This window comes from Streptomyces sp. NPDC093064, from assembly GCF_044754605.1.
GTDB lineage: Bacteria > Actinomycetota > Actinomycetes > Streptomycetales > Streptomycetaceae > Streptomyces.
On sequence record NZ_JBIVPK010000015.1, the window covers coordinates 176,262 to 191,378 of the forward strand.

13 protein-coding genes and 1 pseudogene are annotated in these 15,117 nt (G+C 72.2%); 7 read left to right on the top strand and 7 right to left on the bottom strand.

Annotated features, from left to right (window positions below):
- Positions 1–88: 88 nt before the first annotated feature.
- Positions 89–475 (bottom strand): DUF3099 domain-containing protein, encoded by a 387-nt coding sequence (locus tag ACIQFZ_RS20435; protein ID WP_365431976.1) that lies wholly within the window; start codon positions 473–475, stop codon positions 89–91.
- 270 nt (positions 476–745) lie between these two features.
- Here ACIQFZ_RS20435 and ACIQFZ_RS20440 point away from each other — a divergent pair, with 270 nt between their 5' ends.
- Entirely contained in the window at positions 746–1,036 is a 291-nt protein-coding gene (locus ACIQFZ_RS20440) for a GlsB/YeaQ/YmgE family stress response membrane protein (RefSeq protein ID WP_141362238.1), read from the top strand.
- An 87-nt stretch (positions 1,037–1,123) separates the two neighbouring features.
- On the opposite strand, the gene tyrS is transcribed toward ACIQFZ_RS20440, so the two are convergent.
- The 3 genes from tyrS to ACIQFZ_RS20455 form a co-directional block, all read right to left on the bottom strand.
- A complete protein-coding gene (gene tyrS, locus ACIQFZ_RS20445; protein WP_365431973.1) occupies positions 1,124–2,392 on the bottom strand; it encodes a tyrosine--tRNA ligase in 1,269 nt (422 codons plus the stop codon).
- Positions 2,393–2,458: 66 nt separating this feature from the next.
- Positions 2,459–3,853 (bottom strand): metallopeptidase TldD-related protein, encoded by a 1,395-nt coding sequence (locus ACIQFZ_RS20450; RefSeq protein WP_383057450.1) that lies wholly within the window; start codon positions 3,851–3,853, stop codon positions 2,459–2,461.
- 168 nt (positions 3,854–4,021) lie between these two features.
- On the bottom strand, positions 4,022–5,545 hold the full coding sequence (locus ACIQFZ_RS20455; protein WP_402691835.1) for a TldD/PmbA family protein: 1,524 nt from the start codon (positions 5,543–5,545) through the stop codon (positions 4,022–4,024).
- 307 nt (positions 5,546–5,852) lie between these two features.
- Between ACIQFZ_RS20455 and fabG the strand changes: the two genes are divergently transcribed.
- Positions 5,853–6,572: a 3-oxoacyl-[acyl-carrier-protein] reductase gene (gene fabG / locus ACIQFZ_RS20460; protein WP_361425004.1), complete on the top strand. Its 720-nt coding sequence runs from the start codon at positions 5,853–5,855 to the stop codon at positions 6,570–6,572.
- Between the two features lie 5 nt (positions 6,573–6,577).
- Positions 6,578–7,345 carry an enoyl-ACP reductase FabI gene (gene fabI / locus ACIQFZ_RS20465; protein ID WP_361425007.1) on the top strand — a complete coding sequence of 256 codons (768 nt, stop codon included), beginning with the start codon at positions 6,578–6,580 and terminating at the stop codon, positions 7,343–7,345.
- Positions 7,346–7,800: 455 nt separating this feature from the next.
- Here fabI and ACIQFZ_RS20470 read toward each other — a convergent pair whose 3' ends face one another.
- Positions 7,801–8,493, bottom strand: coding sequence for a FadR/GntR family transcriptional regulator (locus ACIQFZ_RS20470; protein WP_383057454.1), 693 nt, complete (start codon positions 8,491–8,493; stop codon positions 7,801–7,803).
- Positions 8,494–8,575: 82 nt separating this feature from the next.
- On the opposite strand from ACIQFZ_RS20470, the gene ACIQFZ_RS20475 reads away from it, so the two are divergent.
- From ACIQFZ_RS20475 to ACIQFZ_RS20490, 4 genes are all read left to right on the top strand, one after another.
- Positions 8,576–9,931 (top strand): CynX/NimT family MFS transporter, encoded by a 1,356-nt coding sequence (locus ACIQFZ_RS20475; RefSeq protein WP_376651343.1) that lies wholly within the window; start codon positions 8,576–8,578, stop codon positions 9,929–9,931.
- A gap of 49 nt (positions 9,932–9,980) precedes the next feature.
- Entirely contained in the window at positions 9,981–10,100 is a 120-nt protein-coding gene (locus ACIQFZ_RS20480) for an SGM_5486 family transporter-associated protein (protein ID WP_263637344.1), read from the top strand.
- Between the two features lie 282 nt (positions 10,101–10,382).
- A complete protein-coding gene (locus tag ACIQFZ_RS20485; protein WP_402691836.1) occupies positions 10,383–10,592 on the top strand; it encodes a hypothetical protein in 210 nt (69 codons plus the stop codon).
- A gap of 122 nt (positions 10,593–10,714) precedes the next feature.
- Positions 10,715–11,233 carry a histidine phosphatase family protein gene (locus ACIQFZ_RS20490; protein WP_365425337.1) on the top strand — a complete coding sequence of 173 codons (519 nt, stop codon included), beginning with the start codon at positions 10,715–10,717 and terminating at the stop codon, positions 11,231–11,233.
- 37 nt (positions 11,234–11,270) lie between these two features.
- Here ACIQFZ_RS20490 and serB read toward each other — a convergent pair whose 3' ends face one another.
- On the bottom strand, positions 11,271–12,479 hold the full coding sequence (serB, locus tag ACIQFZ_RS20495) for a phosphoserine phosphatase SerB (RefSeq protein ID WP_141362259.1): 1,209 nt from the start codon (positions 12,477–12,479) through the stop codon (positions 11,271–11,273).
- Positions 12,480–13,028: 549 nt separating this feature from the next.
- A pseudogene (locus tag ACIQFZ_RS20500) lies at positions 13,029–14,990 on the bottom strand (streptophobe family protein); the annotation flags it as partial.
- Between the last annotated feature and the right edge of the window lie 127 nt (positions 14,991–15,117).

The window sequence follows — 15,117 nt, forward strand, 5'->3', positions numbered from 1 at the left end:
CGCCGCCCGGCACCGGAACAACATGATTGATCTGAGCATTTCTTGAGCTTTCCGGAACGCCACTGTTCGGCGGCGCCGACGGGCCAGGTCAAGCGCTGTCACGCGGCTCGCGCGCCGTTCCGGCCGCGGTGTCGTCCGTGGCGGACGGCGCGAAACCGTCGTCGCTCCGCGGCGGCGTGATCATCGGCTTCGACGGCATGGTGACGAACGTCGACGGCAGTTTGGGCGCGCCCTCCCGCCCCGCGTTCGCGATCACCACGGCGATGTAGGGCAGTACCGCCCCGAGCACCAGCGCCACGATCGCCACATACCGCTCGACGTTCCACAGCGCCACCGCGAGGATCACCGACGCCGTACGGATCGACATCGAGATGACGTACCGGCGCTGCCGGCCGCGCACATCCTCCTGAAGGCCCGTCCGGGCTCCCGTGATCCGGAACACCTGGGCGTTACCCTCGCCGTGCAGTTTCCGCATCACCCGTCCACCATTCGTCCGTATCGGACAACTCCCCGGCCCGCGTCCGGTCCGTGACCGGTCGGGACAACGACCCGCACGACCTCCACGTTACGCCGCGTTCCCACCGCCTACGAGGCCGGGGCCGCCGTTCTGCCTGCACGAACGGCGTCGGCTCCGTCCCGCGGGCCGCCCCGGGGGCCTTCCGGCGGCCGTACCCGACGTGCGACCCACCGAAGCCGCCCCGACACTGGGCGTAATGCTCACATAGAGCCGGACGAGGAGGCAGCCATGGGCTGGTTGTGGGCGATCATCGTGGGTTTCGTGCTGGGACTGATCGCGAAGGCGATCATCCCGGGCAAGCAGCACAGCCCCATCTGGCTGACCACGATCTTCGGCATGCTCGGCGCGATCGTCGGCAACGCGGTAGCCCGCGCGGCCGGTGTCGCCTCGACCCGCGGCATCGACTGGAGCAGGCACTTCTTCCAGCTCGTGGCCGCGATCATCATCGTCTTCGTCGGCGATATGGCGTACATGGCGCTGTGGGGCAACAAGAAGAGGCAGGACGCCCAGCGGGCATAGCGCGGGTGCACAGCCCGAGCCGAAGGGGGCGGCCCACCCGGAATCCCGTGTGGGCCGCCCCCTTCGTGCCTGGTCGTACGTCCGGGCTCAGCCGTTCGTGACCTCGACCGCCGCCAGGTTCTTCTTGCCCCGGCGCAGCACCAGCCAGCGGCCGTGCAGCAGGTCCTCCGCGGCGGGGACCGCGTCCTCGGCGGTGACCTTGACGTTGTTCACGTAGGCGCCGCCCTCCTTCACCGTGCGGCGCGCGGCCGACTTGCTGGGCACCAGGCCGACCTCGGCGAACAGGTCGACCACCGGGCCCAGCTCGGTGACCTCGGCACGCGGCACCTCCGACAGCGCCGCGGCCAGGGTCCGCTCGTCCAGCCCGGTCAGCTCGCCCTGGCCGAACAGCGCCTTGGACGCGGCGATCACGGCGGCCGTCTGCTCGGCGCCGTGCACCAGTGTCGTCAGCTCCTCGGCCAGAGCGCGCTGCGCGGCCCGCGCCTGCGGACGCTCCTCGGTCTGCCGCTCCAGCTCCTCCAGCTCCTCGCGGGACTTGAAGGACAGGATGCGCATGTAGCGGGAGATGTCCCGGTCGTCCACGTTCAGCCAGAACTGGTAGAACGCGTACGGCGTCGTCATCTCCGCGTCGAGCCAGACCGCGCCGCCCTCGGTCTTGCCGAACTTGGTGCCGTCCGCCTTCGTCATCAGCGGCGTCGCGAGCGCGTGCACCGCCGCGTCCGGCTCAAGGCGGTGGATCAGGTCGAGGCCGGCCGTGAGGTTGCCCCACTGGTCGCTGCCGCCCTGCTGGAGCGCGCAGCCGTACCTCCGGTAGAGCTGGAGGAAGTCCATGCCCTGGAGGATCTGGTAGCTGAACTCGGTGTAGCTGATGCCCTGGTCGGACTCCAGACGGCGGGCGACGGAGTCCTTCGTCAGCATCTTGTTGACCCGGAAGTGCTTGCCGATGTCCCGCAGGAACTCGATCGCGGACAGGCCCTGCGTCCAGTCGAGGTTGTTCACCATCACGGCGGCGTTCTCGCCCTCGAAGGACAGGAACGGCTCGATCTGGCCGCGCAGCCGGTCCACCCAGCCGGCCACCGTCTCCGGGTCGTTCAGCGTGCGCTCGGCGGTCGGGCGGGGGTCGCCGATCAGGCCCGTGGCCCCGCCGACCAGCGCCAGCGGTCGGTGCCCGGCCTGCTGGAGCCGGCGCACGGTGAGCACCTGCACCAGGTGCCCCACGTGCAGTGACGGTGCCGTCGGGTCGAAGCCGCAATAGAACGTGACGGGACCGTCCGCGAGCGCCTTGCGCAAAGCGTCCTCGTCGGTGGACAGGGCGAACAGCCCACGCCACTTCAGCTCGTCGACGATGTCCGTCACGGTTCTCGTGTCTCCTAGGTGATGCTCGGTGCTCTTCGGGCAGTCGGGTGACAGCCGACTACGAGGTTATACGCCCTGACTGACAGAGCTCATGTTGAATTCCGGGACGCGCAGCGCCGGCATCGCGGCCCGGGTGAAGTAGTCGCTCCACTCCCTGGGCAGCGTCTTCTCGGTCCGCCCGGCCTCGGTCGCCCTTCCCAGCACGTCCACCGGCGACTCGTTGAACCGGAAGTTGTTGACCTCACCGGTCACCTCGCCGTTCTCCACGAGGTACACGCCGTCCCGGGTCAGGCCCGTGAGCAGCAGCGTCGCGGGGTCCACCTCGCGGATGTACCACAGGCAGGTGAGCAGCAGCCCGCGCTCGGTGCCGGCGACCATCTCCTGGAGCGAGCGGTCGGTGCCGCCGTCGAGGACGAGGTTGCCGGCCGACGGGGCGAGCGGCAGACCGGTCAGGCCGGCGCTGTGCCGGGTGGTCAGCAGATGCCGCAGCTCGCCGCCGCCGATCCACTCGGTGGCGTGCACGGGCAGCCCGTTGTCGAACACCGACCGGTCGTCCCCGGAGGAGTGCGCGACCACGAACGGCGCGCACTCCAGGCCCGGCTCGTCCGGATCGCTGCGCAGCGTCAGGGGAAGCTCGGTCAGCTTCTCGCCGACGCGGGTGCCGCCGCCCGGCTTGGAGAACACCGTGCGCCCCTCGGCGGCGTCCCGGCCCGAGGACGACCAGATCTGGTAGATCAGCAGATCGGCGACCGCCGTCGGCGGCAGCAGCGTCTCGTACCGCCCGGCGGGCAGCTCGATCCGGCGCTCCGCCCAGCCGAGCCGTACGGCCAGCTCCGCGTCCAGCGCCGCCGGGTCCACGTCCTTGAAGTCCCGCGTGGACCTCCCGGCCCACGCCGAGCGGGTGCGGTCCGGGGACTTGGCGTTCAGCTCCAGCGTCCCGGCCGGCTGGTCGTGGCGCAGCCGCAGGCCCGTCGACGTACCCAGATAGGTCGACACCATCTCGTGGTTGGCGAAGCCGTACAGTTCGCGGCCACCGGCACGCGCGCGTGCGAACGACTCGCCGAGCGCGGGCGCGAAGTCCGCGAACACCGCCGAGGAGGTCTCGGCGGGCGCGTCGGTGAAGCCCGGGGACTGCGGTACGTCCGTCACCAGCGGCTGGGCGTCCTCGGCGGGCCCCGCCCCGCGCGCGGCGGCCTCCGCGGCCCGCACCAGCGGCTCCAGCTCGTCCTCGGTCACGGCGGCCCGCGACACCACGCCCGAGGCGGTGCCTTCCCGGCCGTCGACGGTCGCGATCACGGTGAGGGTGCGTCCGCGCGTGACACCGTTCGTGGTCAGCGCGTTGCCCGCCCAGCGCAGATTGGCGGTGGACTGCTCGTCGGCGATCACGACGCACCCGTCGGCCCGGGACAGTGCGAGGGCGCGCTCGACGATCTCGTGCGGCTTGCTGGTACGCGGGCTCATCGACCGGCCTCCTGCGTGGTGTTCAGGCTGTGCTTTTGCGGGGGACAACCCCCGGACCCCCGGCCGGCTCCGAAGCTGACGGTCATCGCCCGGCCTCCTGCGTGGTGTTCAGGCTGTGCTTTTCCGGGGGACAACCCCCGGACCCCCGGCCGGCTCCGAAACCGACGCTCATCGACCGGCCTCCTGCGTGGTGTTCAGAATGCTGACGCCCTTGAAGAGGGCCGACGGGCAGCCGTGCGAGACCGCCGCGATCTGGCCCGGCTGGGCCTTGCCGCAGTTGAAGGCGCCGCCCAGGACATACGTCTGCGGTCCGCCCACGGCCGCCATGGAGCCCCAGAACTGGGGCGTGATCCCCTGGTAGGCGAAGTCCCGTACCTGCCCGTCGAGGCGGCCGTTACGGATCCGGTACGCCCGCTGACCCGTGAACTGGAAGTTGTAGCGCTGCATGTCGATCGACCAGGACCGGTCTCCGACGACGTAGATCCCGCGGTCGACGCTCCCGATGAGATCCTCGGTCGACAGCCCGGCCGGGTCGGGCTGGAGCGACACGTTCGCCATCCGCTGCACGGGCACATGGCCGGGGGAGTCGGCGAAGGCGCATCCGTTGGACCGCTCGAACCCGGTCAGCTGTGCGATCCGGCGGTCCAGCTGGTAGCCGACCAGCGTGCCGTCCCTGACCAGGTCCCAGGACTGCGCCTCGACGCCCTCGTCGTCGTAGCCGACGGTGGCCAGGCCGTGCTCGGCGGTGCGGTCGCCGGTGACGTTCATCAGCTCGGAGCCGTACTTCAGCTTGCCCAGCTGGTCGAAGGTGGCGAACGAGGTGCCGGCGTAGGCGGCCTCGTAGCCGAGGGCCCGGTCCAGCTCGGTGGCGTGGCCGATGGACTCGTGGATGGTCAGCCACAGGTTGGAGGGGTCGACGACCAGGTCGTAGAGGCCCGCTTCGACGCTCGGCGCGCGCATCTTCTCGGCGAGCAGCCCGGGAATCCGCTCCAGCTCGCCCTCCCAGTCCCAGCCGGTGCCGGTGAGGTACTCCCAGCCCCGCCCGACGGGTGGGGCGAGCGTGCGCATCGAGTCGAACTCGCCGCTGGAGTCGTCCACCGACACGGCGGTCAGCTGCGGATGCAGCCGCACCCGCTGCTGCGTGGTCACGGTCCCGGCGGTGTCGGCGTAGAACTTGTTCTCGTGCACGGTCAGCAGCGAGGCGTCGACATGATCGACGCCGTCGGCGGCGAGCAGACGCGCGCTCCACTCGGCGAGCAGCCCCGCCTTCTCCTCGTCGGGCACGGTGAAGGGGTCGATCGCGTACGAGGACACCCAGGTCTTCTCGGCGTGTACCGGCTCGTCCGCCAGCTTCACGTACTCGTCGGACCCCGCGGCCTTGATGACCTGCGCCGACAGCTTGGCCATCGCGACCGCCTGCGAGGCGACCTTGGCGGCCGCGTCCGGCGTCAGGTCCACCCCCGAGGCGAACCCCCAGGTCCCTCCGTGCACGACACGCACCGCGTATCCCAGGTCGGTGCTGTCCGACGACCCGGCGAGCCGGGCGTCCCTGAGCCGCCAGGACGCAGCGCGCACCCGCTCGAACCGGAAGTCCGCATGCTCGGCCCCCAAGGAACGCGCGCGTGCCAGGGCGGCGTCGGCGAGGGGCCGTAGGGGCAGGGCGAGGAACGACTGATCGACTTCGTGGGGCACGGGCGGGCTTCCCTTCGAGGCGCTCTCCTGTGATGGCCGTCGCGGGCAGTGAATCACGTCGCACGCGTCGTGTTCCTCCGAGTAAGCGACAGGGGACGGGCGGACCTTTCGGCGAACGTCCCGGCACGGGGGACTGACCAGGTCGTTGCGACTGTAGGAACCCGACAGGAGCCGGGGAGAGCCACTGTCGGTGCCCGATTGCCCGGTGGCGTGGCCGGACCGATAGGTTTTCGGTGAAGCCGCCTGTCATCGAGGTGTTCGGGCGGGTTGTCGGAATGCTTCAGACCGCTATCGAAAGGGTGATCCGTTGAGCCGCTCGGTTCTCGTCACCGGAGGCAACCGGGGGATCGGCCTCGCCATCGCCCGTGCGTTCGCCGACGCGGGCGACAAGGTCGCCATCACCTACCGTTCGGGGGAGCCGCCGGCCGCCCTCAAGGAAATGGGCTGCCTCGCCGTCAGGTGCGACATCACCGACCCCGAGCAGGTGGAGCAGGCCTACAAGGAGATCGAGGCCGAGCACGGCCCCGTCGAGGTCCTCGTCGCCAACGCCGGCGTCACCAAGGACCAGCTCCTGATGCGCATGTCCGAGGAGGACTTCACCTCGGTCCTCGAGACCAACCTCACCGGCACCTTCCGCGTCGTCAAGCGGGCCAACCGCGGCATGCTGCGCGCCAAGAAGGGCCGCGTCGTCCTGATCTCCTCGGTGGTCGGTCTGCTCGGCTCGGCGGGCCAGGCCAACTACGCCGCCTCCAAGGCCGGCCTGGTCGGCTTCGCGCGGTCCCTCGCCCGTGAGCTGGGCTCGCGCAACATCACCTTCAACGTCGTCGCCCCCGGTTTCGTGGACACCGACATGACCCGGGCGCTCTCCGACGAGCAGCGCGAGAACATCATGGGGCAGGTGCCGCTCGGCCGTTACGCGCAGCCGGAGGAGATCGCCGCGGCAGTGCGTTTCCTCGCCTCGGACGACGCCTCGTACATCACTGGAGCCGTCATTCCCGTTGACGGCGGACTGGGAATGGGTCACTGATCACCATGAGCGGAATCCTCGAGGGCAAGCGCATCCTGATCACGGGTGTGCTGACGGAGTCCTCCATCGCCTTCCACACCGCCAAGCTGGCCCAGGAGCAGGGCGCCGAGATCATCCTGACCGCGTTCCCGCGGCCCACGCTGACCGAGCGCATCGCCAAGAAGCTGCCGAAGCCGACCAAGGTCATCGAGCTCGACGTCACCAACGACGAGCACCTGGGCCGTCTGGCCGACGTCGTCGGCGAGGAGCTCGGCGGCCTCGACGGCGTCGTCCACTCCATCGGCTTCGCGCCGCAGGACGCGCTCGGCGGCAACTTCCTCAACACGCCGTTCGAGTCGGTCGCCACGGCCATGCACGTCTCGGCGTTCTCGCTGAAGTCGCTGACCATGGCCTGCCTGCCGCTGATGCAGAACGGCGGCTCGGTCGTCGGCCTCACCTTCGACGCCCAGTACGCCTGGCCGCAGTACGACTGGATGGGCCCGGCCAAGGCCGCCCTGGAGGCGACCAGCCGCTACATGGCGCGCGACCTGGGCAAGCAGAACATCCGCTGCAACCTCATCTCGGCGGGCCCGCTCGGTTCCATGGCCGCCAAGTCCATCCCGGGCTTCAGCGACCTGGCCTCGGTGTGGGACACCCGCTCCCCGCTGGAGTGGGACCTGAAGGACCCCGAGCCGGCCGGCCGGGGCATCGTGGCCCTGCTGAGCGACTGGTTCCCGAAGACCACCGGCGAGATCATCCACGTCGACGGCGGTCTGCACGCCATCGGCGCGTGACGCCGCGCCGCTGAGCTTCGGCGACGTTCGAGGGCCCGCACCCCGGGGTGCGGGCCCTCCGCCGTTCCCGCGTCCGCAGTGCAGCCCCACCGACAGTGGCCGTCGTTCTCGCGCTGCCGCTGCCGCTGCCGCTGCCGCTGCCGCTGCCGCTGCCGCTGCCGCTGCCGTACGGGCCGTCGCTGCCGTTCGGGCGACGCCGCGCACGCGTGCGCGTGCCGGGCTGCCCGCGGCGCCGGAGCCGTCCGGCGCCGGCTGCCGCGCCACCAGCTCCGTCTCCGGCTCCCAGGCGACGGCGTACTGCCACAACCCGTAATCCGGGACCGGCCGCGCCGGCCCGCACATCGAGTGCGACCGGTGGTGGGACCCCGACAGCGACGGCTCCGCGGTGGCCTCGGGGCCCGCGCGGGCCGTCCGGACGACCGGCCGCTGCGGGAAGGAGGTGCGCTCGGTCCGGGTCACCTGCCCGCGGGCGAAGTGATCCGGCCCGTACGGCACAGCAGCGCGTAGCTCGCGGCCTCGGCGGCGGCCGTCTCGGCGTCGCCCGCGCGGATCGCGTCGAGCAGCCGGGTGTGGTCCATGTACGTATCCGGCGTCAGTTCCGCGCCGACGTCCGCGCGCAGCCAGTCCCGCAGCACCTCGCCCAGATCCGCGTACGTCGCCGTCATGACGTCGTTGTGGGACGCGGCCACCACCGCCAGGTGGAACGTGGCGTCCGCGGTCACGAACGCCTCCGTGTCACCGGACTCCCAGGCCTGCTCGCGGCGCAGGAACTGCGCGTGGAGCTGCTTGAGGTCCTTCTCGGTGCGCCGCTCCGCGGCCAGCCCGGCCGCGGCCGACTCCAACGCGGAACGCAGCTCGGCGATGTGCCGCGGATCGGCCTCGGCGAACCTGCGGTGCATCACGCCCGCCAGCTCGCTGGTCGCCACGACGTACGTGCCCGAACCCTGGCGGATGTCCAGCAGGCCGTTGTGGGCCAGTGCCCGGACCGCCTCGCGGACCGTGTTGCGGGCCACACCGAGCTGCTCCACCAGCTCCGGCTCCGTCGGGATGCGGGAGCCGACCGACCACTCGCCCGTGGTGATCTGGCTGCGCAGGGCGGCGATGACCTGTTCGGACAGCGCCGACCGGCGCGGATGGCTCAGTGGCATGGCACACCTTCGCACGCGGGACCCGGGGCCAGGACCCCGAGGCGTCGACAACCAATCATCCCATCATTCTATGATGGTTCTCATGCCACGCGAGGAAACGACCCGCACGACGACACAGACGACCGAACGCATCCCGGCCGCGACCACCAATTCCCGGGACATCCCGGAGCCGGAACCGCACGGACGACGAGCGCCCGGTGGCGGCGCCACGCGCGCGTGGACCACGCGCCTGGTCGTCGTCGGACTCGTGCTGACCGCGCTGAACCTCCGCCCCGCCATCACCAGCCTCGGCGCGCTCCTGGAGGAGGTCCGCCACGGGCTCGGCATGAGCGGCAGCGTGGCCGGAGTGCTCACCTCCGTGCCCCCGCTCTGCTTCGCCGTCTTCGGCGTCATGGCACCCCGGCTGGCCCGCCGCTTCGGGCCGGCCGCCGTGGTGTGCTCGGGCATGGTCGCCATCGCCGCCGGACTGGTGATACGGCCCTACGTGGGCAGCACGGCCGCGTTCGTCGCCGCCAGCGCGCTGGCCCTCATGGGCATCGCCGTCAGCAACGTCCTGATGCCCGTCATCGTCAAGCGCTGGTTCCCCGACCGGGTCGGCACCATGACCGGCCTGTACTCGATGGCCCTCGCCCTCGGCACCTCGACCGCCGCCGCGGTGACCGTGCCGCTGACCGGGGCGCTCGGCGGCAGCTGGCGCTCCGGACTCTCCGTGTGGGCCCTGCTCGCCGCGGCGGCGGTGCTGCCGTGGCTGCCGGTGGTACGGGACCGGTCCCGCACCACCGCGCAGGCGCCGGCCCACACCGGACCCGCGTCCGGGGAAGCGGCCCACGCGCGGGAGGCGCAGGCCCCGGCGCTGCGCATCACCCGGAGCCGTACCGCCTGGGCCCTGGCCGTCTTCTTCGGACTCCAGGCCACCGCCGCCTACATCACCATGGGCTGGATGGCGCAGATCTTCCGGGACGCGGGCGTCCCCGCCGGCAAGGCCGGACTGCTCCTCGCCGTCACCATGGCGATGGGCGTGCCGCTGGCCTTCGTCATCCCGCGCCTGGCCACCCGGCTGCCCCACCAGGGCCCGATCGTGCTGGTCCTCGGCGTCTGCGGCCTGATCGGCTACGCCGGTCTCTATCTCGCGCCCGCCACCGGCTCCTGGGCCTGGGCCCTGCTCCTCGGCATCGCCAACTGCGCCTTCCCGCTCGCGCTCACGATGGTCGGCATGCGGGCCAGGACCGGTCCGGGCGTGGCCCAGCTGTCCGCGTTCGCGCAGAGCACCGGCTACCTGATCTCCATCCCGGGTCCGCTGCTGGTGGGCGTGCTGTACCAGAGCAGCGGCGGCTGGGGGCTGCCCATCGCGCTCATGGCCGGACTGATGGTGCCGCAGATGGTGGTCGGCTACGTGGCGGGCCGCGACCGCACGGTGGAGGACGAGGCGGCGCGCTGAGGCGGCCCCGCGGGCCGCGTACCGGGCGAAGGGTGCGAGACTGGGGCGCATGCAGCCTGTGCTCGACCCGAACCCCAAGGACGGCCAGAGGAAGATGCTGTTCGTCCTCGGCACGTTCTTCGCCATCTTCGTGATCATCGCCATCGTCGCCACCCTCGCGGCGCCGTGACCGATCCGCCGCCGTGGCCTCGCGCGGCGGCGGTCGCTTTCCCCGCGCGCGGTGACGCCTTCCCGCCGTGACCCCCGCGCCGTACGTGCGTCCCGTGACGCCCGCGCGTCCGTGAGCCGGCTCCTCAGGGTCGATGGTGGGGTTAACCCCCCATCCCCTAGGGGGTGAGGGTCAGGGGCAAGTGGGTGGATCACCGGATGGGCCGGGGAGCGCGGATTCCGTAGCTTCGAGATGTGACCGCGAGAGGCGGTCGGCGGACCTCGGAGATCAGCGGAGGCGATCATGTCGGCGCGTACGCACACCCGGCCCCACCCGGCGACCACGGGCGCCGGCGTCGACTCCCGGCTGCCGTGGTGGGCCCTGGCCCTGCCGGTGCTGGCGTTCGTCGCGCTGCTTTTCCTGATACGCAACCCGGCGGACGCACAGGCGGCAGCCGGCGACCCCGCGCTCACCCAGCTGTTCCGGCACGCCCGGGAACTGCTCGCCCGCTGACACCCCACGAAGGCGCCCCGGACGCCGTCCTCGGGGCACGGGCCCGTGCCGCCCGCTGTCCCTGAAAAGGCGCATGTCAACTCCCTGCGCCCCATGGCCTGTTTCATGCGAAGCTGGGACGCATGAGCGTCGCAGAACCCCGCAGGATTGTCCTCTTCCGGCATGCGAAAGCCGACTGGCCGCAGGTGGCCGACCACGAACGACCACTCGCTGAGCGGGGCCGCACGGACGCCGCAGTCGCCGGCCGCAAGCTGGCCGACGCCGGTGTCCCCGTCGACCTGGCCCTGTGCTCGACCGCGATCCGAACCCGCGAGACCTGGAAGCTCGCCGTCCACGAGTTGCCGCATCGGCCGAAGACCGTTTACGAGGAGCGGGTCTACGACGCCTCGCCCGGCGAGCTGATCACCGTCCTCAACGAGACGCCGGACGATGTGCGGAGCGTGATCCTCATCGGCCACAACCCGGGCATCCAGGGCCTTGCCGAGGTGCTGTCGGGCTCGGCCGAGGGCGATGCCCGCGAGCGGATGAACCGCCGTGGGTTCCCGGCCGCCGCGTTCGCCGTGCTGTCCTTCGACGGCTCCTGGAAGGCCCTGGAGCCGGGCGTGGCCACACTGCTCGACTACTGGGCGCCGTCGGAGTAGCCCGACGGCGCTGCGGGAGGCGGCCGGCGCGGACCGCTCAGCTCTCCTCGTGCGCGTCCGCCGCCTCGACCTCTTCGCGGGTGACCCCGAGCAGGTAGAGGACGGTGTCGAGGAACGGCACGTTCACCGCCGTGTGCGCCGCCTCCCGCACCACCGGCTTGGCGTTGAAGGCGACCCCGAGACCGGCCGCGTTGAGCATGTCCAGGTCGTTCGCGCCGTCACCGATCGCCACCGTCTGCGACAGCGGAACGCCCGCCTCGGCGGCGAAGCGGCGCAGCAGTCGCGCCTTGCCCGCCCGGTCGACGATCTCGCCGGTGACCCGGCCGGTCAGCTTCCCGTCGACGATCTCCAGGGTGTTGGCCTGCGCGAAGTCCAGCCCGAGCCGTTCCTTCAGGTCGTCCGTGACCTGGGTGAAGCCGCCCGAGACGACACCGACCTGGTAACCGAGCCGCTTGAGCGTACGGATCAGGGTGCGCGCGCCCGGCGTCAGGCGCACCTCGCTGCGCACCTTGTCCACCACGGAGGCGTCCAGCCCCTCCAGCAGTGCGACGCGCGCGTGCAGCGACTGCTCGAAGTCCAGCTCGCCGCGCATCGCCGCCGCCGTCACCTCGGCGACCTTGTCCTCGCAGCCGGCGTGCCCGGCGAACAGTTCGATCACCTCGTCCTGGATGAGCGTGGAGTCCACGTCCATGACGACCAGGCGCTGGGCCCGCCGGTGCAGGCCCGCCCCGACGACCGCGACATCGACACCGAGTGCCGCGGCCTCCGTCGCGAGAGCGGTGCGCAGCGGCTCCGTCTCCACGCCGGACACCGCGAACTCCACTGCCGTCACCGGGTACTTGGCCAGCCGGAAGATACGGTCGATGTTGCCGCCGGCCCGGGTGATCCGTGCGGCGATCCGGGCGGTCGCCTCCGCGGTGAGCGGGTGGCCGAGAACGGTGACCAGGGAGCGTCCGAGGCCGCGCGGCCGGTTGTCGCCGCGGCCGGAGATGATCTCCGCCTGCATCTTCATCGACTCGGCCCAGCTGTGCACGGTGGCCCGCAGGTCGCCCTCCAGCGCGGCGGGCGGCTGGGTGACGAGCGCGCACAGCACGATCCGGCCACGGGTGACGACCTGCTCGATGTCGACCACGTCGACGGAGTAGGCGGCGAGGGTGTCGAAGAGACCGGCCGTGATGCCCGGCCTGTCCTTCCCGAAGATCTTGACGAGAAGGGTGGGATCGGCAGAGGTCTGCGAAGCGCTCATGGTGCTTCCACCGTATCCGGCACCCAGTGTCCGCTGCCCCTCAGGTCCGCCTGACGGACAGCGAACAACAGGTGTCCACCGGACGACGGCCTCGCTACCGTCCGGCGCTCACTTCTTCGGAGACCGGGGCGGCCTGGGCGGAGGCGGCGGCCCATCGTCCTGTGCTCCCGGGGGCCGCTTCGGCGGCCGCGGGGGCGGGGGCGGGAGCGGCCGCACAGGCCCGACCACCGTCGGCGCCTCGTACACGTCGCCCCCCGAACCCGCCGACCGGTCCCGCCCACCACCTGGTCCACCCGCCCCATCCGGCTCGGCAGGCTTCGCCCACTCGGATTGCCTTCGGCCGTCGGACGGACGGTGGCCCGCCGGACGGGTGTCCTGCTGGTCTCGCGGCCCGCCCGAGGCCACCGGCCGGTCCCGCCCGCCGCCTGCTCCGCCCGGCCAGTCCGGATCGGTGGACTCCGCCCGGCCGGACTGGCCTCGGCCGTCTGCCGGATTGGTGTCCTGCGGGTCTCGCGGTCGGTCCGAGGCCGTCGGCCGGCCCCGCCTGCCGCCGCGTCCGCGCGGCCCTTCCTGCTCGGTGGACTCCGCCCGACCGGACGGCCTGCGGCTGTCGGGTGGACGGTGGCCCGCCGAACGGGTGTCCTGCTGGTCTCGCGGTCGGCCCGAAGCCTCCGACCGAGCCCGCCCACCGCCCGGTCCGTCCGGTCGGCCCGGCCCCTCCGGCTCGGCGGACTCCGCCCAACTGGACTGCCCTCGGCCGTCCTGCGGACCCGGCCGGGCCCACCCGCCGCCGAGTCCGCCCGCCTCGGCGGACTCCGCCCCACCGGACAGCCCGCGGCCGTCCGATGGGCGTACGTCCCGTGGGCGGGTTTCCTCGGGACGGGCGTCCTGTGGGGCTCGTAGTTCGTCCGGCAGGCGCAGGTACGGGTTGGTGGACGGGTTCGGCGGGCGGTACGGCGTCCCCGGTGTGTAGGGGGTCCCCGAGGCATAGGGGCCGGGTCCGCCCGTACGGCCGGGCTGCCCGGCCTCGTTCGCGGCGGTCCGTATCTCGTGACCGGCTCCCTCCGCAGCCCCAGCCCCCGAGGCGCCCCCTTCCGCGACTGCCCTGTCACCCTGTGCCAAGGGCGCCGCACGGCTGCCGGCGGCTCCGGTCGCGCACACCAGCAGAGCGCCCACGGCGCCCGCGCCGGCCCCCCACACGGCGCCGAGCAGCAGCGCCGTGCCCAGATGCCCGCGCAGTTCCACCCCGGCGCCGAACGCGTCGAAGCCGAGGACGGACAAGGACGCGTCCACCGACACCTCCGCCGACCACGCGAGCAGCGGCAGCGCCAGCGCGGTGGCGGCGCCCAGCCGCAGCGCGCACCGCCCCGCGAGGCCGAGGGCGCCGCGGCCCGGCGCCGCCCCCACCGGAGTCCGTACCGCCGTCAGCACCCCCGCCAGCAGCATCGCCAGCGCCGCCGCGACGCCCAGCAGCCACACCCGGCCGTCCAGGTCGGCCAGACGGGACAGCGTGACCGGATGGTCGGAGTGCGCCGTCAGCAGCCTGTCCAGCGGGTCCGGCAGGAGCCCGGTCAGTTCACCCGTCGCCCTGCCGTCCCAGGGGACGAAGAGGCCGATCGTGATGCCGAGCCACACCCCGTTGGGGGTGCCGAGCAGTGCCGCGCCCGCGATGCGCCGGGGATGGTCGTCGCCGATCGCGGCGTACGCGGCCGCCGCGAGACCCGCCGCCACGACGACCATCAGCACCGTGACGAGCGCCGACACGGCGGGCCGCACCACCCGGTGCACGGCCTCCCAGCCGCGCGGCAGCGGCGTGCGGCGCGAGGCGAGCAGCGCGATCAGCAGGACCCCGGCCGACCATGCGAGCCCGCCCAGCAGGGTCGGCGCCGTGTCGACGGTGAAGCCGACCGCCGCCTTGGCGTCGATGAGCCTGCCGATGCGGTCGGGCAGGAGCCCGCCGATGTCCCCCAGATCGCCGAGCCCCGGAATGCTCACGCCGCCGGATCCCGCGCCGCCCGGCAGCCTGCCGAGCCCGAGCGCGCCCCCGTCGATCGTGACGACGTCGTGGCCCGCCCAGGCCAGCCCGCCCAGCACCGCCACGAACAGCGCCACCACCGCGCCCACCCGGGCCAGGAGTTCGGCGGGAGCGATCACAACTCCCGTCGCGCGCAAGGATCGTAGGAAGAACCACGACAGCAGTAACGCACCGACCAGGCTCACCCCGAGTGGCGTGATCTGGAGGGCGGTGTGCGCCTCGGCGCCTTTCAGGCCGAACGCGGACACATCACCGGACGGCGTGACCGAACCACCCGCCCCAAGTGCCACTACCGCGGCGGTCATCGGCCCGAGCGAACCCGCCGCGTCGGCCCGCAGCAGATGCAGACCGAGCGCGGCCGTGCCCGCCATGCCGATCAACGCCCAGCTCACAGAGGCGATCGCGGACAGCAGCACGTCGAGCCATGGCAGGCGCGCACCGTGCCTCGCGGTCCCGACGTCCGTGGCAGCACTCATGGCAGACCCCCCGATCCGCGGCGCGGCCCGGCCGCCGCGCATGTCCCCCTCGCGTGAAATACCACTCTCCGGCGGGGTTTCAACCCCGTCGGCGAAAAAGCAGCCGAAGCGGACGTACACACTCTTC